The organism is Sinomicrobium sp. (assembly GCA_029266035.1).
In the GTDB taxonomy this organism is placed as follows: Bacteria; Bacteroidota; Bacteroidia; order Flavobacteriales; family Flavobacteriaceae; genus Sinomicrobium.
This window is the reverse complement of the sequence record JAJUFH010000004.1, coordinates 95,151-117,369: the sequence shown is the minus strand read 5'-3', so window position 1 is coordinate 117,369 and position 22,219 is coordinate 95,151. Positions and strand designations below refer to the sequence as shown.

Annotated in this window: 20 protein-coding genes and 1 riboswitch; of the genes, 11 read left to right on the top strand and 9 right to left on the bottom strand. The window is 42.6% G+C overall.

What is annotated here, in order from left to right; translation table 11 throughout:
* The first annotated feature begins 1 nt into the window (after position 1).
* Both ACYZZR_RS04185 and ACYZZR_RS04180 read left to right on the top strand, forming a co-directional pair.
* Positions 2–700: a DUF3307 domain-containing protein gene (locus tag ACYZZR_RS04185; protein WP_461532743.1), complete on the top strand. Its 699-nt coding sequence runs from the start codon at positions 2–4 to the stop codon at positions 698–700.
* 170 nt (positions 701–870) lie between these two features.
* Positions 871–1,095: an addiction module protein gene (locus ACYZZR_RS04180; RefSeq protein WP_461532742.1), complete on the top strand. Its 225-nt coding sequence runs from the start codon at positions 871–873 to the stop codon at positions 1,093–1,095.
* Between the two features lie 408 nt (positions 1,096–1,503).
* On the opposite strand, the gene tssD is transcribed toward ACYZZR_RS04180, so the two are convergent.
* The gene (gene tssD / locus ACYZZR_RS04175) at positions 1,504–1,890 is read right to left on the bottom strand and encodes a type VI secretion system tube protein TssD (protein ID WP_461532741.1); all 387 of its coding nucleotides are present in this window, start codon (positions 1,888–1,890) and stop codon (positions 1,504–1,506) included.
* A 244-nt stretch (positions 1,891–2,134) separates the two neighbouring features.
* Positions 2,135–2,201: riboswitch (Fluoride riboswitch) on the top strand.
* A 50-nt stretch (positions 2,202–2,251) separates the two neighbouring features.
* Between tssD and ACYZZR_RS04170 the strand changes: the two genes are divergently transcribed.
* The 6 genes from ACYZZR_RS04170 (at position 2,252) to ACYZZR_RS04145 (ending at position 10,118) form a co-directional block, all read left to right on the top strand.
* A complete protein-coding gene (locus ACYZZR_RS04170) occupies positions 2,252–3,574 on the top strand; it encodes a voltage-gated chloride channel family protein (protein ID WP_461532740.1) in 1,323 nt (440 codons plus the stop codon).
* Between the two features lie 214 nt (positions 3,575–3,788).
* Positions 3,789–4,658 carry an alpha/beta fold hydrolase gene (locus ACYZZR_RS04165; protein WP_461532739.1) on the top strand — a complete coding sequence of 290 codons (870 nt, stop codon included), beginning with the start codon at positions 3,789–3,791 and terminating at the stop codon, positions 4,656–4,658.
* Between the two features lie 11 nt (positions 4,659–4,669).
* On the top strand, positions 4,670–5,191 hold the full coding sequence (locus ACYZZR_RS04160; protein WP_461532738.1) for a collagen-like protein: 522 nt from the start codon (positions 4,670–4,672) through the stop codon (positions 5,189–5,191).
* A gap of 304 nt (positions 5,192–5,495) precedes the next feature.
* Positions 5,496–7,121 (top strand): L-glutamate gamma-semialdehyde dehydrogenase, encoded by a 1,626-nt coding sequence (gene pruA, locus ACYZZR_RS04155; protein ID WP_461532737.1) that lies wholly within the window; start codon positions 5,496–5,498, stop codon positions 7,119–7,121.
* Positions 7,122–7,264: 143 nt separating this feature from the next.
* Positions 7,265–9,724 (top strand): TonB-dependent receptor, encoded by a 2,460-nt coding sequence (locus ACYZZR_RS04150; RefSeq protein ID WP_461532736.1) that lies wholly within the window; start codon positions 7,265–7,267, stop codon positions 9,722–9,724.
* A 76-nt stretch (positions 9,725–9,800) separates the two neighbouring features.
* Positions 9,801–10,118, top strand: a complete 318-nt coding sequence (locus tag ACYZZR_RS04145) for a hypothetical protein (RefSeq protein ID WP_461532735.1) — start codon at positions 9,801–9,803, stop codon at positions 10,116–10,118.
* 14 nt (positions 10,119–10,132) lie between these two features.
* Here the strand turns inward: ACYZZR_RS04145 and ACYZZR_RS04140 are convergent, their stop codons facing one another.
* From ACYZZR_RS04140 to trmB, 6 genes are all read right to left on the bottom strand, one after another.
* Positions 10,133–11,185, bottom strand: coding sequence for an NAD(P)/FAD-dependent oxidoreductase (locus ACYZZR_RS04140; protein WP_461532734.1), 1,053 nt, complete (start codon positions 11,183–11,185; stop codon positions 10,133–10,135).
* A gap of 108 nt (positions 11,186–11,293) precedes the next feature.
* On the bottom strand, positions 11,294–11,533 hold the full coding sequence (locus ACYZZR_RS04135) for a NifU family protein (protein ID WP_461532733.1): 240 nt from the start codon (positions 11,531–11,533) through the stop codon (positions 11,294–11,296).
* A gap of 72 nt (positions 11,534–11,605) precedes the next feature.
* Positions 11,606–12,733, bottom strand: coding sequence for an Mrp/NBP35 family ATP-binding protein (locus ACYZZR_RS04130; RefSeq protein WP_461532732.1), 1,128 nt, complete (start codon positions 12,731–12,733; stop codon positions 11,606–11,608).
* A gap of 126 nt (positions 12,734–12,859) precedes the next feature.
* On the bottom strand, positions 12,860–13,216 hold the full coding sequence (locus ACYZZR_RS04125) for an MGMT family protein (protein ID WP_461532731.1): 357 nt from the start codon (positions 13,214–13,216) through the stop codon (positions 12,860–12,862).
* Between the two features lie 33 nt (positions 13,217–13,249).
* The gene (locus ACYZZR_RS04120) at positions 13,250–13,882 is read right to left on the bottom strand and encodes a LysE family transporter (protein WP_461532730.1); all 633 of its coding nucleotides are present in this window, start codon (positions 13,880–13,882) and stop codon (positions 13,250–13,252) included.
* Between the two features lie 24 nt (positions 13,883–13,906).
* Positions 13,907–14,596 carry a tRNA (guanosine(46)-N7)-methyltransferase TrmB gene (trmB, locus tag ACYZZR_RS04115; RefSeq protein WP_461532729.1) on the bottom strand — a complete coding sequence of 230 codons (690 nt, stop codon included), beginning with the start codon at positions 14,594–14,596 and terminating at the stop codon, positions 13,907–13,909.
* A gap of 69 nt (positions 14,597–14,665) precedes the next feature.
* On the opposite strand from trmB, the gene ACYZZR_RS04110 reads away from it, so the two are divergent.
* Positions 14,666–15,742 carry a glycosyltransferase gene (locus tag ACYZZR_RS04110; RefSeq protein ID WP_461532728.1) on the top strand — a complete coding sequence of 359 codons (1,077 nt, stop codon included), beginning with the start codon at positions 14,666–14,668 and terminating at the stop codon, positions 15,740–15,742.
* Between the two features lie 233 nt (positions 15,743–15,975).
* On the opposite strand, the gene ACYZZR_RS04105 is transcribed toward ACYZZR_RS04110, so the two are convergent.
* Together ACYZZR_RS04105 and ACYZZR_RS04100 are read right to left on the bottom strand one after the other, a co-directional pair.
* On the bottom strand, positions 15,976–17,040 hold the full coding sequence (locus ACYZZR_RS04105) for a sensor histidine kinase (RefSeq protein ID WP_461532727.1): 1,065 nt from the start codon (positions 17,038–17,040) through the stop codon (positions 15,976–15,978).
* Between the two features lie 82 nt (positions 17,041–17,122).
* A complete protein-coding gene (locus ACYZZR_RS04100) occupies positions 17,123–17,809 on the bottom strand; it encodes a response regulator transcription factor (RefSeq protein WP_461532777.1) in 687 nt (228 codons plus the stop codon).
* A 236-nt stretch (positions 17,810–18,045) separates the two neighbouring features.
* On the opposite strand from ACYZZR_RS04100, the gene ACYZZR_RS04095 reads away from it, so the two are divergent.
* Positions 18,046–19,299: a hypothetical protein gene (locus ACYZZR_RS04095; protein WP_461532726.1), complete on the top strand. Its 1,254-nt coding sequence runs from the start codon at positions 18,046–18,048 to the stop codon at positions 19,297–19,299.
* A 103-nt stretch (positions 19,300–19,402) separates the two neighbouring features.
* A complete protein-coding gene (locus tag ACYZZR_RS04090; protein ID WP_461532725.1) occupies positions 19,403–22,219 on the top strand; it encodes a TonB-dependent receptor in 2,817 nt (938 codons plus the stop codon).

Genomic DNA, 22,219 nt, shown 5'->3' with positions numbered 1-22,219 from the left:
TATGGAACTCTTTTTGAAATTGCTGCTTGCACATCTCATAGGCGACTTTATACTACAACCCGACAGCTGGGTGAGTGAAAAAGAAGAGAAGAAACTCGCCTCTGCAAAACTGTACCTGCACGCTCTGATACACGCCCTACTCGTATTGATCCTCTGCTGGAATACCGAAATGTGGTATCTTCCCGTAGCCATAGGCCTTACACATCTGATTATTGACGCCGGAAAACTGCTGTTGCAAAATCCGCGAAACAAACGCCTGCTATTTTTTACCGATCAAGTACTACACCTACTGGCTATTATTGCAATATGGGTGTTCGCCACTGATACCCCTCCCTCCTTTTCGCTTACACAAGACCAATGGCTTCTGCTCACAGGAGCACTGTTTCTCAGCTTCCCCACCTCTATCCTTATCAGGGTTACTATATCGATATACACTCCTGAAACAGGCATGACTCCAGACGACTCTCTACAGAATGCCGGCAAATATATCGGTATACTCGAACGCTTGCTCGTTTTTGTCTTTATCGTCACCGATCACTGGGAAGGCGTAGGCTTTCTCATCGCCGCCAAATCCATCTTCCGCTTCAGCGACCTCACCCGCGCCAAAGACCGAAAGCTCACCGAATACATCCTTATAGGAACCCTACTCAGCTTCGGTGCAGCCATAGCCGTAGCTATATGTTGTGCTGTATTGATGTAGTGAAGTAGCTCTGTGCTAACCTTAATATTACCGAATTAATTCGTTTTTATTTTAATCTTAAAATGACGTATATTTGTGTTGTTCTCACTTAGAAAGAACTGTATAAAGCATCTAGAGTGCTCTATCAGACCACACTACATTCTACAAATCATCAAAAAAATAATGTAATTATGAGCCTTCAATATATTTCAGATAATAAAGGTAAAACAACCGGAGTTTTTATCCCGATTTCAGAATGGAATGAACTCAAGAACAGGTATAAAGACATTGAACAATTTGACATACCTGACTGGCAAATTGACGAAGTAAATGAACGCCTCGAAAATTACAAGAAAGAACCCGAACAGGCCATAGATTTTGACAGTGCTATAGACGACATTGAAAAAGACCTCTAAATGTACGATGCTGTAATCTTACCACTTGCTAAACTGGATGTTTTGGAAACTGCCTCTTGGTATGACTCTCAACAAAAGGGACTAGGTAAACGCTTTACCAAGGAGACCCGTTCTAAAGTCTTGTTCATCAGAAAAAACCCAGAGGCATATGCCATTCGATATAAGGACACTCGATGTGCTGTTTTAATATATTTCCTTTTATGATCCACTACAGCATCGATAAACCAAATAAAACTATTGTTGTAGCTGCAGTTTTTCACACTTCCCTCAATCCCGATAGATGGAAAAGGTGATAATTTAAATTTCACAAAACAAATTATTCCAAACAAAAAAGACCGCTCTTTTCAGAACGGCCTCTATTTATAATGCAACATTCAACCTGATTTAAAAGGTCAATAATTTGCTGTGTTATACCCACTCGTTGATGTGCTCTCCACCTCCGCTGGAGATTGCTCGGCACGAAATGGTAAATGTCTCTGTCAAGGGGTTTCTCCCTGAAGCGTCAAAAATTTCCTTGTACTTCACCATATACCCTTCCGTAAAGTGAACCTCCCGGAGCTTGGCATCGGTATCGCGCTTTACATAGGTAATGGTACCGTTCTTGCGCTCAAAATTGTTGGTCATCCACTCAAAGAAAAACGAGTCTCCAGTAGATTCAACAGTCAGATAGATTCTCCCTCCTCTTGTTACAGAAGAAGGACGCCCGGTAGCGTCTACTTCCTGGGCCATGTCGTAATTGGCAGAGAGAATATTCACTTTCTTCCCACCTACTTCCAAAGTTGCTTTAAATGACATAATAAATACGTTTAAAAATTAAGGTTAAATAAAAAAATACCAAATTAAATATTGAATTATATATTCGGCAAGGTAGTAAAGATTAAACGGATGCACAACTAAATTAAAGATATTCTTTTACAAAATAGTAGGAAATTACTTTTAAAACGAAGAAAATCGTCCTTACCTACAGCTCTAAATAGATGATTGGGAGTTTACAGTAGCTCAAATTTTAGCATTTTTCACTAATTTTGCCCACTGTTACTGCATCAGTGGCAATGGTGTCTGCCGGAAACCGCCTTTATACAAAGGATGATGGCGCCTGTATCGAGCTTTTCCCTACGGCGGAAAAAGGCTTGGTATGTATTGATGCTATTTTGATATGACACCTAAAGAACTCTACTCACAGCTTCGGAAAATCACAAAGATTTCCTCTCTTATCTTTTTAGGAAAATGGCTGCTGCTCGCTATTCCCATAGGTATACTCGCAGGTTCGGCCTCTGCCCTCTTGCTCTTCTCACTTCAATGGGTTACCAACTATCGCGGCGATCACCATTGGATTGTGGCACTACTCCCTTTGGGCGGACTTATTATCGGGCTCACCTATCACTATTGGGGGCAGGATGTGGTAAAGGGCAACAATCAGCTTTTGGAGGAGTTTCACCACCCTCGCCAAGTTATTCCGCTTAAAATGGCGCCATTAGTTCTTTTCGGTACGGTAATTACCCACCTTTTCGGAGGGTCTGCGGGAAGGGAAGGTACTGCCGTACAAATGGGCGGAGCTATAGCCGACCAGTTTACCAAATTGTTCCGACTTTCCCCTTCAGATCGTCGTATACTTCTCATATCGGGTATCAGCGCAGGGTTTGCCTCGGTTTTCGGAACACCACTGGCCGGGGCGATTTTTGCTCTCGAAGTGCTGCTTATCGGCAAAATGAGATACGAAGCTCTTATTCCCGCCTTTATCACAGCCATCATTGCAGATTACAGCTGTAGGTGGTGGGGCGTAGGGCATTCGCACTACAGCGTAGATTTTGTACCAAACATGGCTCCTTCTCTACTGTTGTGGGCACTGTTTGCAGGATTGTGTTTCGGACTTACCGCATTGCTCTTTTCTCGAGCGGTACACTTTTTCAGCAGCTTTTTCCAATCTGCTGTAAAATATCCTCCACTCCGACCAGTTTTAGGAGGTATTGTCATCGCCCTGATTGTATTTACCACCGACAGTACTCGTTACTTAGGCCTCGGACTGCCGGTAATTGCCGACGCTTTCAACTCACCGGTACTCCCCTACGATTTTATGCTCAAGCTACTCTTTACTGCCTTTACGCTGGGAGCAGGCTTTAAAGGCGGCGAGGTAACTCCGCTCTTCTTTATCGGTGCCACCTTGGGCAATGCCCTCTCGCTGTTTATTCCGCTGCCCGCTGCGCTGCTGGCTGGTATGGGCTTTGTAGCCGTATTCTCAGGAGCTACCAATACCCCTCTCGCCTGTACCGTAATGGGCATCGAACTCTTCGGTATTGAAAGCGGCATATACATCGCTTTGGCCTGTATCACCGCCTATCTCTTTTCAGGGCATTCGGGCATTTATTCTTCACAAAAAATAGGCAGTGCCAAACAACCTAATGACTACAACGACAGAGGAAAAACCCTTAGCGAAATACAACGCAATAAAGCTCGTAGCAATAAGACAACTATTACCTAAAGCTGTTAAAACCCACTAAAGCCATATTGCCACTTAAAAACATTGAATTAACTTGCAAGTTTTATAACATTCGAGGCTTCGATACACTCCCAACGAGTCGGGAGCACTCAGCCACCTCAGTTACCGCTTATAATTAAACGATGTTTCAAAGGTGACCGAGTGACCGAGCAAAGCCCACTAACAAACTACGAACTCAGAACTAATAAACTAAAAAGTGAACAAGCAGAAAAATACCGCGGGATATCAGCAATCCATCGCCATCCCTAAAAGTATCAGGCTTACCGGCAAACTATTACAATCGCTCTCTCCGGCACTCGCTACCCAATTTGCATCCCGGCTCTTTATCAGTCCGTTTCGCTATCCGCTACCCAAACGGGAACGGCATATGGATCGACAGAGCAGCCAACACAAACACATCATTCCACAAATTGGCAAGGAAATTGTAGTGTACGAATACGGCCAGAGTGAGCAAAGGGTTTTGCTGGTTCACGGCTGGAGCGGTCGGGGTACACAACTGGTAAAAATTGCCGATGCCTTGCTGCAAGCCGGGTATGCCACGGTAAGTTTTGACGCCCCCGCTCATGGTAAAGCTGCCGGAAAAACTTCCGATATGTCGGAGTTTATCGATGCGGTAATGATGTTGGAAAAAGAATACGGCCCCTTTAAAGCAGCTGTCGGACACTCTTTGGGCGGAATGGCGCTGCTCAACGCGGTAAAAAGAGGGATAAAACTCGAAAAGCTGGTCACCATAGGCGCCGGAGATATGGTAGAGGATATCGCAGTAGATTTTGTGCGGATGTTGGGATTAAAAGACGAAATTGGGCATCGTATAAAAAAGAAATTCGACCGGAAGATAGGTTTCGACATCAATCAGTTGTCGGCCAGCCTTGCAGCATCGGAAGTGAGTATACCTACCCTGGTGATTCACGATAAAGACGACCTCGACGTACCCGTGGGCGCTGCTCAGAGTATTGCGAAACAATTGCCCAATGGCCAACTGATGATTACCAGTGAGCTCGGGCATCGGAAAATTCTCGGCGACCCAGGGCTTATTAAGAAAATTATTACCTTTATCAACAATTAAAAACAAAAACGATGAAAAAGATTTTTGCACTACTATTAGCACTACCCCTTGTATTTATTTCCTGTGAAGGCGACCAAGGCCCTCCCGGTGAAAATGGTCAAGACGGATTTATAGGTATGACCTATGATTTTACAATAGACCTCACGGAACAAAATGATTTTAGTTATACTCTGTTCTTTGAAGATGAGGGTATCGAAGTCTATGAATCAGATGCTGTTTTAGTATATCACTCTTCAGAATTCTATGACGACCCGGAAGGTGACATTAATATATGGAAGTTACTGCCACAAAGTGTATACTTTACAAACGGTGATATCTTAGAATACAACTACGACCACACATTCGGAGAAGTAAAAGTATTTCTCGATGGAAATATCGCTGACCTAGGAACATTGGATACCTCATATACACAGAATCAACTTTTCAGAATTGTAGTAGCACCCGCCGATTTTATTGCAGAATCTAATGTAGATATCAATAATTACCAATCGGTTGTTCGAGAACTGAAACTTCGCAATCCTAACAACAAATAGGTTTAGGTTAAAGTACTTGTTTTATAAATATAAGCCGGAAGCTGTAGTGTCATTCTCTGACAAAACGCTTCCGGCTTTACTTTTATCACTGCAATTTTACAATAAATGCACAGTTCTTGACCCGAAATCTAATATAACAGCTGAGATATAAGTTTATTACATTGAGAATTACTTCAAAATTCTTCCCTCTTTATCGATGGTAGATTTTTTGTATTTCTTACCTTTGGCTGCAATATTGTTACATTTCTCCTGTTTTTACAGGGTTTAAGAAAGAATACACTTAACACTTAAAATTAATCTGAGCATGGGAAAAGGTTTTTTTCACGTTCCGGTGGCGGTCAATGAGCCTGTAAAGTCATACGCCCCAGGCAGTCCGGAAAGAGAGGAAGTTTTAAAACAGTACAAGGAATACTTCAATGGTTCGGTCGATATCCCTCTGTATATAGGCAGCGAAGAATTACGTACCGACAACACCCGATCCATCACTCCTCCACACGACCATCAGCATGTGGTAGGGCAGTATCACCTCGCCGAGAAAGCACATATTGAAAAAGCCATTTCTACCGCTCTTGAGGCCCGTAATAAATGGGCGGCACTTTCTTGGGAGCAACGCGCTGCTATATTTCTACGCGCGGCCGATCTCATCGCTGGTCCCTACCGTGCAAAGATGAACGCCTCAACTATGATCGGTCAGTCGAAAAATATTCATCAGGCAGAGATTGATTCAGCTTGTGAGATAGTAGATTTTCTGCGTTTTAATGTGGAATACATGACACAGATATACAACGACCAACCCGAATCTTCTGAAGGGATTTGGAACCGCGTAGAATACCGTCCACTCGAAGGTTTTGTATATGCCATTACGCCCTTTAACTTTACCGCTATTGCCGGAAACCTTCCGTCTAGCGCTGCCTTGATGGGGAACACTGTAGTTTGGAAACCCAGCGATAGTCAGGTGTTTTCAGCCAAAGTTATTGTAGATGTTTTCAAAGAAGCTGGGGTACCCGACGGGGTGATCAACGTAGTATACGGCGACCCCGTAATGATTACTGACACCGTATTGGCCAGTCCGGATTTTGCCGGAATACACTTTACCGGTTCTACCAATGTCTTTAAAAGTATATGGACTAAAATAGGCGCCAATATCAACACCTATAAAACCTATCCGAGGATAGTAGGTGAGACCGGAGGAAAAGACTTTATCATCGCCCATCCCAGTGCAAATGCCAAACAAGTGGCTACGGCCATTTCGAGAGGAGCTTTTGAATTTCAAGGGCAAAAATGCAGCGCAGCTTCAAGAGTTTACCTCCCAAAATCACTAGCCACAGAGGTACTCGACTTTGTCAAAGAGGACCTCGCCTCTTTCAAAATGGGATCACCGGAAGACATGGGCAACTTTATCACAGCCGTAATACACGAAAACTCCTTCGACAAACTGACTAGTTATATCGATCAGGCCAAGGCCGATCCGGAAGCCGAAATCGTCGCAGGAGGTACCTACGACAAATCTAAAGGGTATTTTATCGCGCCTACGGTGATACTTACCACCGATCCGAAATACAAAACCATGACCACCGAATTGTTCGGGCCGGTAGTTACCGTTTACGTATACGAAGACGAGCAATGGACAGAAGCCCTTAAGCTGGTAGATGGCACCTCAGAATACGCGCTTACCGGAGCGGTGTTCTCCAACGATCGCTATGCCGTAGAAGAAGCTACTAAAGTACTTGAAAACAGTGCCGGAAATTTCTATATCAACGACAAACCTACCGGAGCCGTAGTAGGACAACAGCCTTTTGGCGGTGCCAGAGCTTCCGGAACCAACGACAAGGCAGGATCTGCACTCAACCTGATGCGATGGATCTCACCACGCCTTATCAAGGAAACCTTTGTATCTCCGGAAGATTACAGATACCCCTTCCTCGGTTAGTCGTTTTTTCTAAAAAAACCACCGCATTCGGAGATTCCGGATGCGGTTTTATTTTTTTAACAAACATTTAACCATCCTCGCTTAAACCATCGGTTACATTTACAATCTAACTCTAATACTGTATTACTCACCAAAAAGACACTATGAAAAGAAGTCTGTTATTTTTAATCGTTTTTCTCATTCAATATTCTGTATTTGCCCAGCGATCGGTTAATCTCACCGGTACTGTAATCGACCGGGAGCTCAACGCTCCACTCGAATACGCAACCGTTGTGGTAAAAAGCCTCGACAATCCCGAACTCGTCACCGGAGGTATGACCGACGCCGAAGGAAAGTTTAGCATAGCCGTGCGTCCCGGCAAATACGACATCAGCGTAGAATTCATCTCCTACAAATCACACAGCTTTAAAAATCAAGAAATTACAAAATCTAAAAACTTTGGAACCATCGCTCTCGATATCGACGTGGCTCAGCTCGATGAAGTAGAAGTTGTAGGTGAACGAACTACCGTAGAAATGCGATTGGACAAAAAGATTTACAATATAGGCACCGACCTTACCACTCAAGGTGCTTCTGTTTCCGACGCTTTAGACAACGTACCCGCAGTAACGGTAGATGTAGATGGCAGTATAGCCCTCCGCGGAAATGACAATGTGCGTATACTTATAAACGGAAAGCCTTCTGCTATGGCCGGTTTTGGAGATACCGATATCTTTCAACAACTACCTGCCGACGCCATTGAAAGCGTAGAAGTAATCACCAGCCCCTCTGCACGCTACGACGCCGAAGGTACTGCCGGTATACTCAACATCATTTTAAAGAAAGATGAAATACTGGGCTTTAACGGCTCTGTTTCGGTAAGAACAGGAATGCCTGAAAATCACAATATCTCTGCCAATATCAATTACCGAAGAAAAAAATTCAACATCTTTAATACCACAGGTGTCTACTATCGAAAATCTCCGGGAAATTCCTTTTATGACAATCATTATCTAGGTGAGGACGTAGATGTGGACCACACTTTGGAAAACAGAGATACAGATCGCCGACGCAGAGGTATCAACACCAATTTAGGAATAGAGTATTACCTCACCGAAAACTCTTCTATTACCGGTAGCGTTTTTGCCAGACTGGGCGATGACAAAAGCATCACAGAAAACACCACCTCCCGTTTTCTTCGCGAAACAACAGTCAACGAAACGGAAAGGGTTGAAACCGAAAGGGAAAAAGACAAAAGTTTGCAGTTTGCGGTAAATTACATCAATAATTTCAACGATAAAGGGCACAAATTAACAGCCGACTTTCAGTACTCATACGACAATGAAGACAGACCGACCTTTATCGAAGAAAATCTGTTTTATCCCACCGAGGATTTGATGGCAAGAGAACAAATTTTTGAAAAAGAAACACAAAAAGAATACCTCATTCAGTTAGATTATGTATTGCCCATGGGCGACGCTCAGTTTGAAGCCGGTTTTAGGAGTAATATGGAAAATGAGGTTACAGATTACGACTTGGAACAATACGATTTAGACACGGGAGAATACGTACCTAACTTAGGACTTACCAACCTTTTTGATTACACCGAAAATGTACACGCCCTTTACACCCAATACGGCAATAAAATAGGGAAGTTTTCCTTTTTGTTAGGACTTCGCTTAGAGAATACCGTTTTAAAAGGGAAAGTAACAGGAGAAGAATCGGCTGTCGACTTCCCCTTTGACCCCAATTTTGACAAAAATTACGTCGGACTCTTTCCCACAGTAAACCTCATTTATAAATTGGGTGAAGAAGAAGATCTCTCTATCGGATACAACCGTCGTATAAACCGTCCCAGAGGTTGGTTTATCAACCCCTTCCCCTCTCGTGATAGCCGTACCAATATCTCTCAAGGAAATCCGGATCTAGACCCGGCCTATTCCGATGCCTTTGATATTGGCTATTTAAAACGATGGGAAAAGTTGACCTTTTCTACCTCTGTCTACTTTCAACACGAAACCGAATCGTTTGAATTTATACAGGAAGATACCGGGATAACTACGGATGACGGTGTAGCTATTATCCGTTCTTTACCCATCAACCTCTCCAGTAAAGATCGTTTTGGAGGTGAATTCAGCATTATGTACAACCCCTCCAGAAAGGTGAGATTCAACACTAGTTTTAACATCTTTAGATCTAAAACAGATGGCGAATTTAACGGTGTAGACTACGGTACTGAAAACACCAGTTGGTTTTCCAGACTAAGTGCAAATATCACCCTACCAGCCGATATACGATGGCAAACCACCGGTTTTTACCGAGGCCCTTCTAAAACAGCTATTTCTGAAAGAAAAGGGATGTTCGGACTCAATTTAGCATTTAGTAAAGACCTTATCGAAGACAAGGCTACGCTCTTTTTAAATGTAAGCGACCTGTTCAACAGCCGAAAAAGGAGATCGTACACCTTTACCGACGACTTTACTTCCGACAGTGAAAACCAGTGGCGAGAACGCCAGATTACCCTCTCCTTCACCTACCGTTTCAACCAGCCCAAAAAGAGAGAAAGAGGAGGTGGTTTTGGTCGTGGTGATGACCAAGACGAAATGGGTGGCTTTCAAGGATAACAAATTTCAAAACAAAATAAAAAACATCTCTAAGTAGCTCCCCTTTCGTGCATCTATAGTTTAGAAAAGTGCATGAATGAACGAAAAAGAATTACACCTCCTTTTAGACAAATATCTAAAAGGACAATGCAGCAAAGAGGAAAAAGAATTGCTCGATAAGCTGTTTGACAGTTACGATCACAAAAACATCTATTCCCTTTCCGAAGCGCAGAACAAGGCACTCAAAAAGGAAATGTTCCTAAACATCAAAAGAGACATCCGAGAAAAGGAACGACAATCGAGATCTAGCAAAACCAGTTATAGCGACCGTCTCCATCTCACCAATTTAGGGCACAAACACATAGCCCTGCGCTTAATAGAGCGCTTGCGCAAACTTTTACAAGCACCGAATTAACTGTTGTTAAAAAGTTATTCTATAGTTTTTATCACGGCCTTAGGCGCTTCTTTGCGACTGCCGTCAAAACCGTCAACGCCGCTTACTGTAGTGTATTTCAACACGTATTTCTTACCGGGATTTACAATGCGGTATGCACTTTGACACATCAGGGTAGCCTCGTGAAAACCACAGAGGATAAGCTTTAGCTTTCCGGGATAGGTATTCACATCCCCTATCGCAAAAATACCGGGAATATTAGTTTCATAATCCAAGGCATTGTTCACTTTGATAGCATTTTTCTCTATTTCCAGTCCCCAATTAGCTATGGGTCCCAACTTTGGAGAGAGTCCAAACAGCGGAATAAAATAATCTGTTTCTAAACTTATGAGCTCACCATTGTGTGTTACAGACAGTGTTTCCAGCTTATCACTTCCGTGTAAACCAACAACCTCTGCAGGTGTAAGCAGATTAATTTTTCCCAGTTTTTTCAGTTCCTGAACTTTTTCTACCGAATCGAGAGCTCCTCTAAATTCATTTCTTCGGTGAACCAGAGTCACTTCGGCAGCCACATCGGCCAAAAAGATAGACCAATCCAAAGCCGAATCTCCACCTCCTGCAATAACCACTCTTTTACCTCTGTAGATTTCCGGGTCTTTTATAAAGTAATTTACCCCTTTCTCCTCGTAATCATCGATATTGTCAATTGGGGGTTTTCTCGGTTCAAAACTCCCCAATCCCCCAGCTATAGCCACTACGGGAGCCTGGTGTTTTGTCCCCTTATTGGTGGTTACCACAAAGCTGCCATCTTCCAATTTTTCAATAGTATCAGCTCTTTCCCCCAATGTAAATCCAGGTTCAAACGATTCGATCTGCTTCATCAAATTGTCTACCAAGTCGCCTGCCAGGACATCCGGAAATCCGGGAATATCGTAGATGGGTTTTTTCGGGTATATCTCCGCCAATTGTCCACCAGGCTGTGGCAAGGCATCGATAATATGGCATTTCAATTTAAGTAATCCAGCTTCAAAAACGGCGAAAAGTCCTGTAGGACCGGCACCTATAATCAGTATATCTGTTTTAATCATGGTATGTATGTTTACTGCATTTCAAATCGCTCCATCACCACAGGCCATACCTATTTTGCCTCCGGGATCGAGCGATCCGGGAGTATTATCGGTTGCCGTAAAATACCCCTATTTCACTCCCAACACCTGTTCGATCTGAGGAGCGTATTTCTTGATGGTAGTCTCTACTCCTGCCTTGAGTGTCATATGGTTTACATGGCAATCGGTACAAGCTCCTTCCAAGCGCACCTTTACCAATTTTCCATCATCTATGGAAACGAGAGAGATATCACCACCGTCACTTTTGAGAAACGGTCGTATTTCTTCCAAGGCTCTTTCTACATTGCTCTTTAATTCTTCTGCTGTCATTTTTCCGTATTTAGACCTCGTGGAAACGCAGCTTTCACCCTGCTAAGCATCTCCTCGGGTAGTTATATTATGTTATTTTACCGCCGAACAACCGGCCATAGTTGTAATTTTTATAGCTTCCGTAGGAGGTAAATCTTCATTTCTTCTCACCACTTGCTGCACCACATTTTTGGTGAGTTCTTCAAAGGCCTCTTCCAATGGGGTAGCGGTCTGCAAAGCTGCAGGCCTTCCCACATCTCCTGCCTCCCTTATACTCTGTACTAGAGGAATCTCTCCGAGAAAGGGAATGTCGAGATCTTCTGAAAGGTTTTTAGCCCCTTCTTTCCCGAAAATATAATATTTGTTATCGGGCAATTCTTCCGGCGTAAAGTAGGCCATATTCTCTACAATTCCCAGTATGGGCACCCGTATACTATCTTGTCTAAACATCGCTACTCCCTTACGAGCATCGGCAAGAGCCACGTTCTGAGGTGTACTCACCACTACAGCTCCGGTAATCGGAAGGGACTGCATAATGCTCAAGTGTATGTCACCTGTGCCCGGAGGAAGATCTACTAATAGAAAATCCAGTTCACCCCATGCAGCGTCAAAAATCATCTGATTCAACGCCTTGGCTGCCATAGGTCCTCTCCAAATAACTGCTTGGTCAGGCTGAGTAAAAAATCCGATAGACAACACCTTGACACCGTAGTTTTCAACCGGTTTCATCTTCGACTGATCCCCTTGTTGAACAGCCAGGGGGCGCTCTCTTTCCACGTCTAGCATTATCGGTGCCGAAGGACCGTAAATATCGGCGTCGAGCAATCCGACCTTAAAGCCCATTTTTGCCAGTGTTACTGCGATATTCACTGTTACAGTCGACTTCCCTACTCCTCCTTTTCCCGAAGCTACGGCTATCACATTTTTTATACCCGGTATGGCTTTGCCCTTTATTTGAGGCTTCTTCTCTGGAGCATCTACCTTGATATTCACCTTGATCTTAGCCTTCTCATAAACCTTACTGTGTATAGCCTTTAGGATCTCCACCTCTGTTTTTTTCCTCGCTTGAAGACTTGGATTCTTTATGGTGATATCGACCACCACTTCATCGCCAAAAGTCATTACATTGGTCACTGCTCCGCTCTCTACCATATTCTGTCCCTCTCCCGGAACTGTAATGGTTTCCAATGCCTTTAATATTTCTTTTCGATCTAACTTCATCAGTACAGATTCATTCTAATTAAATTGATTCTAAATTACAACAAAGATAAGGTTTCGCACTCACATTTTAAAGCTATTGTATAGAAATGCTCAATCTGAAAATAAGAATACCTTATCCCTGCATTTTTATTGCTCTTCGGCAAATTTTTCTCCGAGTTCTACCGAAGGATCCCAGAAGAGATTAGAAAAATTAACCACTTGATTTTCGCGTACTTCTACCCCCTCGTTTTCAAGCAATTGCTGCATGAGGTTTGTTCCTTCAAAATGAAACTTTCCGGTGAGCACTCCCTTTCTGTTTACCACTCGGTGCGCCGGGACATCTTCCCTTCCGTTACAGGCATTCATGGCCCAACCCACCATACGGGCAGAACGTCTGGCACCCAGATACCCCGCTATAGCCCCATAAGAACTTACTCTACCATAGGGGATTTTACGAACTACAGCATATACTTTTTCGAAGAAATTTTGATTTTCAGCTTTCAAATTTTTGGTTTTTAATACCGGTTCCCCAGTCTATTAACCGTAAAAAATACGAATCAGGGTGATAATGACCAATACCAGCATCAACACACTGAGTATATAATCGGAATATTGGGTAAACCTTCCATTGCGCTCGCGGAGCCTGTTAAAATACACTACATAAACATAGAGCGTTCCAAAAGTACCCATACCCGCTGCCAAGACAAATACAAGAATATCTGTCAATTCAAACTTGATCCAGCCCGACACATTCCAAGCCGCGTTCAATCCGCAAAAATACGGAATGGGCAACACGTTGAGTGCCGAGATAAACATCCCCTTCAAAAAACTTCTTCGCTTGCTAAAATAGGCGGGGCGCAGTCTTCTCTTTTCCTTCTTTTTCCTTCCCGATATAAAAAAATACACCGCAAAAAAAGCAAAGACCAATACCGCAATTTTTAGCAAGCTACCTATAACATCTGGATTGCGGTACAAGTATTTGGAAAAAAGCACCCCTATATAGGCTTGTAATACTACGATCAACGAAGCCCCTGTAGAAAACAGCATACCGTTTACTCTTCCTCTTTGCGCACTGGTTTTTGCTGCCGTCATATTTACCAGACCGGGAAGCAAAACCCCCATTGCCGCCGCCGAAAAGGTGGCAAAGAAAAGTATGAGTATGTGTACCATAGGTCGGTTATTTTTGTTGTATCACTATTCCGCCTCTTTGTCCGGAAATGCAAATTTTATATAGGTAATTGCTTTTCGCTGCTCAAGATACTGCTTTTCGTAGAAAGTTTGTACACTCGTCACCTCTTCCGGACTGTATTTGTTGCTGTACACATCGTGATGAGCATACAACACCTCATATCCGAGACCGTGCAACAAGCCCAACGTATAACCGTGCATAAATTCGCTATCGGTCTTTAGGTGTACTGTTCCACCCTTTCTCAGTACGTTTCGATACTTTTCCAAAAAAACTGCATTGGTAAGCCGATGTTTAGTGCGCTTGTACTTGATCTGCGGATCGGGAAAGGTAATCCAGATTTCGTCGACCTCATCACTTTCAAAAAAGCAATCGATCAACTCTATCTGAGTGCGCAAAAAGGCTACGTTTTGCAGTCCTTCTTCCAAGGCTGTTTTGGCTCCTCTCCAAAACCGTGCTCCCTTTATATCTATCCCGATAAAATTCTTTTGAGGATACTTCTGCGCCAGGCTTACACTGTATTCTCCCTTACCACATCCAAGTTCTAGCACTATCGGGTGATCGTTCTTAAAAAATTCACTTCGCCACTTTCCCTTCAGTGAAAAGTCTCCAGACAACACCTCTTCCCTTTTTGGTTGCAGCACATTGGAAAAAGTCTCGTTTTCCCTAAACCGCTTTAGTTTGTTTTTACTCCCCACAACAATTATTTAATTTTTTCGCAAAATTAAGGAAATATTTATCGGTTTCGAAATGACTTATTTTGTAGTATGAATTACCGAATACTCGTCGCTCCGCTCAATTGGGGACTCGGGCACGCAACCCGATGTATTCCCATTATCAGAGCCCTGATACAACACGGATTCTGTCCGGTTATCGCTTCAGATGGTACTGCTCTAGAACTACTCCGTCAGGAATTTCCACAATTGGAAAGCGTATATCTTCCGTCATACCAGATAGAATACGCCAAAGAAGGCCGATTCTTTAAACTCAAGATGATATGGGACTCCCCAAAAATGATAAAAGCAGTTGCCAAGGAAAAAAAGCTGGTCAAAAAAATTATTGCAGAAAAGGCCATAGACGGTATTATTTCAGACAATCGTCTCGGGGTGTATCACAAAAGTGTTCCATCGGTTTTTATCACCCATCAACTCAATGTGCTCACCGGAAGCACCACCTGGTTGAGTTCGAAGGTACACCGTAAATTCATTAGAAAATTCGATCAGTGCTGGGTTCCCGATACCGAAGAAAAACCTAACCTCAGCGGAAAACTCGGCCACCTAAAAAAAGTTAATTTTCCCCTTAGATATATCGGCCCTCTGAGCAGATTTCAAAAAAAGGAAACCGACATACTATACGATTTAGCCATTGTGCTTTCCGGTCCGGAACCTCAGCGCAGCATGCTCGAAGACAAACTCATCAACGAAATTGAAAACTACGAAGGACGTATTCTCTTTGTGCAAGGCCAAATAGACAACGCACAAACGGTTAAGCAAGAAAAAAACATTACCGTATACAATTTTATGAAGTCCGATCAGCTGGAAGCCGCTCTCAACCAAAGTGCTATGGTATTGTCACGCTCGGGGTATACAACTATCATGGACCTCGTAACTCTAGGTAAAAAGGCTTTTTTTATCCCCACTCCGGGACAATACGAACAGGAATACTTAGCCAAAAGACTGCACAAAAAAGGATTAGTACCCTGTGCCTCACAGAAAAAATTCAACATCAATATGCTTTCGGAAATCGACAACTACGAAGGACTACCCTCAGTTCCCGTCAATAATTTCGATTTTCGAGAACTCTTTGATGTATTTCTGTCTCCTACGGAGAATAAGGTGTTGTAAGGAGTACCACGTCAATTCGTCAATGGGGAGAGACGCAAAATTTTGCGTCTCTACGGCGTCTGATGCATGTAAATGGTGATTGCTACGAACGAAAACACAGAAAAACGAAAAAACACTACGAGCTACCAACTAAGAACTAACAAACTAAAATCCATCTAAACCCGAGATTGCCACGTCGCCTCCTTTGGTCGGCTTCTCGCAATGACACCAAAAGTCAAACCACAAACCATAAACTACAAACTACTAACCTTTTCGAGGGTAAAGGAAAATTCAGAACCTATACCGTGTACACTTTCCACATAAATGCGTTCGTTATGGGCTTCCATGATGTGTTTTACAATCGACAAACCAAGTCCTGAGCCACCTTCTTTGCGGCTTCCGCTTTTGTCTACGCGGTAAAATCGCTCAAACAACCTCGGGATGTTTTCTTTTTGGATTCCTTCGCCATTGTCGGTAATCCTCACTATTACCTTGTTCTTTATCAAGTTTTCTATACTCACCTCCGTGGTACCGTCGGGCTTGCCGTATTTTATAGAATTGACGATTAGATTGGACACGACTTGCTGTATACGTTCTTTATCAGCCCTTACCATCACAGGCTCCTTATATTTGGTATCGAAAGTAAGGGTGATATTCTTTTTTGCGGCTTTCATTTCAAACAGGTCGAAAACATTTTGAACCAGTTCTACAATATCAAATTCTTCATAATCCAGATGCAAGTCGCCCAACTCAAGTTTGGTAATCATATCCAGATCTTTCACTATGTAGATAAGCCTGTCTACTCCCTTTGAGGCTCTTTGTAAGTATTTTTTTCGGATACTGAGATCTTTGATTCCGCCGTCTAACAGGGTCAGTATATATCCCTGTACAGTAAACAAAGGAGTTTTCAGCTCATGCGACACATTACCTATAAACTCCCTGCGATAAGCCTCTCTTATTTTCAGGGTTTCTATTTCCAACTTTCTATCTTCGGCAAATTTTTCGATCTCTCGAGTTAAGGTAGCCATATCGGTTGTGACGGGTTGCCGTTGGAAAGAAGTGGATTCCAGCAGTGATACATCGTCGTAAATTTTCTTTACGCGTTGGTATATAAACCGCTCTACTCTAAACTGTACAATTAAAAAACATATAGAAAAATTGATCACAGCATACAGCAGCACCGCCATTAGATAGCTGAGTACAGTTTCTGGCGTTGCTATCCAATACAGTAGAAACACAAACATCACACTGAGTAAGAGTGTGATGTACAGCGATGACCGCAGTGCAAATCTGTATGATTTTTTCAGTTTCGTAGCCATATTACAACAAATGGAAATTAATTCCTGCTACAAAGAAACGAAAAAGTCGGGGAGTTTTGTCAATGTGCTAATCGTGGCAGATTTAAAAAACAAATTTATACCCTACTCCTTTTACGGTATTAAAGTGATCGTCGCCGATCTTTTCTCTGAGCTTTCGGATATGTACGTCGATTGTTCTTCCACCTACTATAACTTCATTACCCCATACCTTGTCTAATATCTCTTCCCTCTTAAACACCTTCCCGGGTCGTGAAGCGAGAAGCGAAAGCAGTTCAAACTCCTTGCGAGGCAGTATAATCTCCTTGCCCTTTTGCTCTATCTTGTATTCGTCTCGATTTATAACAATATCGCCAACCTTAACAACCGCTTCCTCTGGTTCCTGCTCTTCTTTTAATCGTCTGAGGAGCGCCTTTACCTTACTCACCAGCACTTTGGGTTTTACCGGCTTGGTAATATAATCGTCTGCTCCGGCATCGAAGCCTGCCACCTGTGAATAATCTTCTCCCCTTGCGGTGAGAAAAGTAATAATGGTACCGGACAGTTCGGGAATTCTGCGTATTTGTTCACAAGCTTCCATGCCGTCCATTTCAGGCATCATCACATCCATGATAATAAGATGCGGTCGCTCTTTCTTTGCTTTGGCCACTGCCTCGACGCCATTGTTGGCAACCGATACATTATATCCTTCGACAGATAGGTTGTAACCTACAATTTCCAGAATGTCCGGTTCGTCGTCTACCAGCAATATACGGATGTCTTTTTTCTTCATCTCTCTGTTAATTTTCGTATTCATTTTACGCCAAAAGTAAAGATAATATTAAATAATTAAAGCGATTAACATTCTTTTAATCTCGTAACATTAAAACAACATTTACATCATTTACATTTAATTTTCAAGTAACGACGTCTTTACAAAGCTCCCCTTTCTTTGCCCCGAACAAATTCAAATAACTGTTCAAAAACAATTATCAGAAAACTCAAAAGTATTAATTAAACCTGATTAAAATGAAGAAAATTGAATTCATGTCTATCCTCGCTGTACTAGCAGTATTTATCTCAGCTTGTTCTAGCGATGACGATTCCTCTAGCACTACAGATCCAAACCCAGAACCAGGAGGAGATGAGGTAGTAACTGAAGTAAAAAATGGCATTCTTACAGAAGACGAAACTTGGAATGCTGATACTGTATACCTATTGGATGGTAAAGTGGTAGTAAACGAAGGTGTAACCCTAACTATCGAGCCGGGTACAATTATTAAGGGTAAACCCGGTCAAGAAACCTCAGCTTCTGCACTCGTAGTAGACCAAGGTGGAAAACTGATGGCTGAAGGTACTGCAGATAGCCCAATTATATTTACTGCAGAGGCTGACAATATTAAACCCGGAGAATTAAAAGGTACTAACTTAGATGAAAACGACAACGCACTTTGGGGTGGTGTCATCATTTTAGGAAAAGCTCCTATCTCTGCTAGTGGTGACAGCGAAAACGCACAAATTGAAGGTATTTCTCCTGATGAACCTTACGGACAATACGGAGGGACAGATCCAGCCGACAACTCTGGAGTTATCAAATATATCTCCATACGTCACGGCGGTATCCTCATAGGACAAGATAACGAAATTAACGGTCTTACTCTCGGTGGTGTTGGTAATGGAACTACCATTGAAAATGTTGAAGTAGTAGGTAACCTTGACGACGGTATTGAGTGGTTTGGAGGTACTGTAAACGTAACCAACGCTTTGGTTTGGGCACATGGAGACGACGGTTTTGACACCGATCAAGGTTGGTCAGGAACTCTTGACAATGCAATCGCTATTATGGCTGATAACACCGAAGGGACAAGTCTTGAAATGGACGGTCCAGAAGGAACTACTGGTGATAATATGCAACACACCTTAAAAAACATAACCCTTATTGGAAAAGGAACAGACACAAATGATTACGCAGATTTCAGAGATGGCCTGTTAGTCAATTTAGAAAACGTACTGGCTTATGGCTATGGAGCAGGTGCAGCGGTACACGTTGATGGTGCTGATTCAGCTACAGAACTTTCCAATGGCAATATCTCTTTTACAGACTGGAATATAGTACTTCCTCAAGATGCTGTTTGGGAGGAAATATTTACAGGTGATTACAACGCTGGAGACGAAGCTAAATTCTACGACAATGCTGAAGCTCTAGAAGCTCCCAACACAAAAGGAGCAGATACTTCTGTATTCGGATGGACTTACACCGCCGCAATGGGTGTTGAATTCTAAACACAGCTTGTAAAATTCGATATTACAGTAAAAAATGTCCAGGGGTTATAAAATCCCTTGGGCATTTTACTTAATTAAAAAAACTAAAATTACCTTTTGACTGATGTTAAAGAAACTTTTTTCAGTTGTTATTATCTCTGCCTTTGCCCAATTATTATCGGCACAATCAGGTACGGTTACCGGAAAAATAATGGATGGTGAGTTTAATGACGTATTACCCTTTGCCAATGTAGTAGTAAAGGGCACCACTAATGGGGCAACTTCCGATTTTGAAGGACTTTACACCATCGAACTCGAAGAAGGAATACATACCTTGGTATTTTCTTTTGTAGGTTATGAGACTAAGGAAATTGCGGAAGTAAAAGTATCTGGAGGAGAAACTGTAGAACTGAATATTACCCTAAACCCAGCTTCAACCGCCCTCGACGAGGTGGTCATCACTACTACCACCCGAAAAAACACCGAAGCTTCTGTACTCAACTTGCAAAAAAACTCTGTCACATTGTTAGACGGACTTTCTTCCGAAGGGATTAAAAAAGCAGGGGCAGGTGATATCGCGGCAGCCGTAAAACGGGTTCCGGGTGTTTCTGTACAAGAAGGGAAATACGTATATGTAAGAGGTCTGGGAGATCGCTACACCAAATCTACCCTAAACGGTATGGATATCCCAGGACTGGACCCGGATAAAAACACCGTACAAATGGATGTCTTCCCCACCAATATCTTGGAAAACCTTGTCGTACAAAAATCAGCTGCAGCCGAACTTCCAGCCGACTTTACCGGAGGAATGGTAAATATTGTAACCAAAGATTTTCCGACTTCCAAACAAATGTCTTTTTCTATATCTGGCGGATTCAATCCCGATATGCATTTTAAAGACAACTATCTGAGCTACGACGGTGGTGGCACCGACTTTCTAGGCTTCGACAACGGTACCCGAAAACTACCAATTCCGTCAAATACCGACATTCCCCTTCCTCCGTCAGACAACGGTACTCTTGAAGGGATTACTCGATCTTTCGACCCGCAAATGGCAGCAAAACAGAAGAGCTCTATGCCAAATTTTGGACTCAGCTTCAGTTATGGAAACCAATTTGATGTAGGTAATGGTAATAAACTTGGACTTATCGCCTCTTTAGACTACAAGAACACCACTTCTTTTTACGAAAATTTTGATGATGGAATATATCAAAAATGGAGTGAATCCGATAATTATGAAATGAGATACGATCGCAGGAGAGTTGGTGACCTAGGTATAAACAACGTATTATTATCCGGATTGGCAGGGCTGTCTTATAAAACGGAAAGATCCAAGTACCGCTTTAACATCCTTCACCTTCAGAACGGAGAAAACCAGGCGTCTATCTACAACCAGGACACACAGGTATCCAATTCGATACAGGTGATGAGAAATTATCTGGAATACACTGAGCGCTCCGTAACCAGTTTATTGTTTTCCGGTAAACATTCCAGTGAAGATGCTTCCTTTACTACCGAATGGAGCGTAGCACCTACCCATGCCAGCGTACAAGATAAGGATGCAAGGCAAACTACATTTATCGTCAACGACAATGGTTCATATACCATAAGCGCCGATGCCGGTTATCCCGCTCGAATATGGCGCGACCTGACAGAAGACAATATCGTTGGAAAAGTGGATTTCACCAAAAACCTGTCGATGTTCGATCGCAAATCAGCATTAAAATTTGGAGCCTTATACAGTTATAAACAGCGAGACTACAGCATACACAGCTACGAAATAGGGTTCCGCGCATTTAACAGTAGTGACCTCAACGGCGATGCAAATGCCATACTCGCTCCTGAGAACATCTGGACACCAGACACCAATTCAGGTAGTTTTATACGTGGAAATTTCCAACCGGCCAACACCTTTGAGGCCAATCAAAATACGGCAGCCACTTATATCTCAAGCGAGTTTGTACCCTTTGAGAAATTCCGAACCATTATAGGTTTGAGAGGTGAGTATTTCTCCCACTTTTTCACTGGTCAAAACAGTACTGGAACAGTAAGTGCTGACAATGAAAAGCTATTCGATAAATTTGATCTTTTTCCTTCGGCAAACCTCATTTACGAGCTTAAGGACAATATGAACATCCGCGGATCATATTCGAGAACCATAGCTCGTCCAAGCTTTAGGGAAAAATCAATGGTACAGATTTCCGACCTCTTAACCGGATTGGTGTTTATCGGAAACTTGGATTTGGAACCTACCACTATAGACAACGTAGACTTGAGATGGGAATTATATGCGGAAGACGCGCAAATGTTCGCCATCAGTGGATTTTACAAACACTTTACAGATCCGATAGAAATTGTATCCTACGACAATACGGCTCCGAATTATTACACTCCTAGAAACTCGCCTTCAGCAGAAGTTGTAGGAGTCGAATTCGAAGCCCGTAAACATCTCGGATTTATTACAGAAGGACTGAAAAACCTGTCGCTAAACCTGAACGTCTCTTTGATTGATTCAAAAATGGAAATGGCTACACAAGAATACGAGGCACGTAACCTTTATCTGAAAGATGGAGAGACCATTGATAGAAAAAGACAATTACAAGGACAATCTCCTTATCTTGTCAATGTTGGACTCAATTACAAAAATGACGACATTGGTCTGGAAAGCGGTATGTTTTATAACGTTCAAGGAAAGACCTTGGAAGTAGTTGGAACTGCCGGATTAAACCCTGATGTGTATACTATGCCTTTTAATAGTTTAAACTTTAATTTTTCCAAAACATTGGGAGAAGAACAACGTTCCAAAATAAGCATTCAGGCCAGTAACATACTGGGAGATGACCGTCAAAGTCAATACGAAGCTTTCCGCGCACAAAATCAAAATTTCTCATTCCGATCACCAGGAAGGGAGTTTTCAATCGGATATAGCTACAGTTTCTGA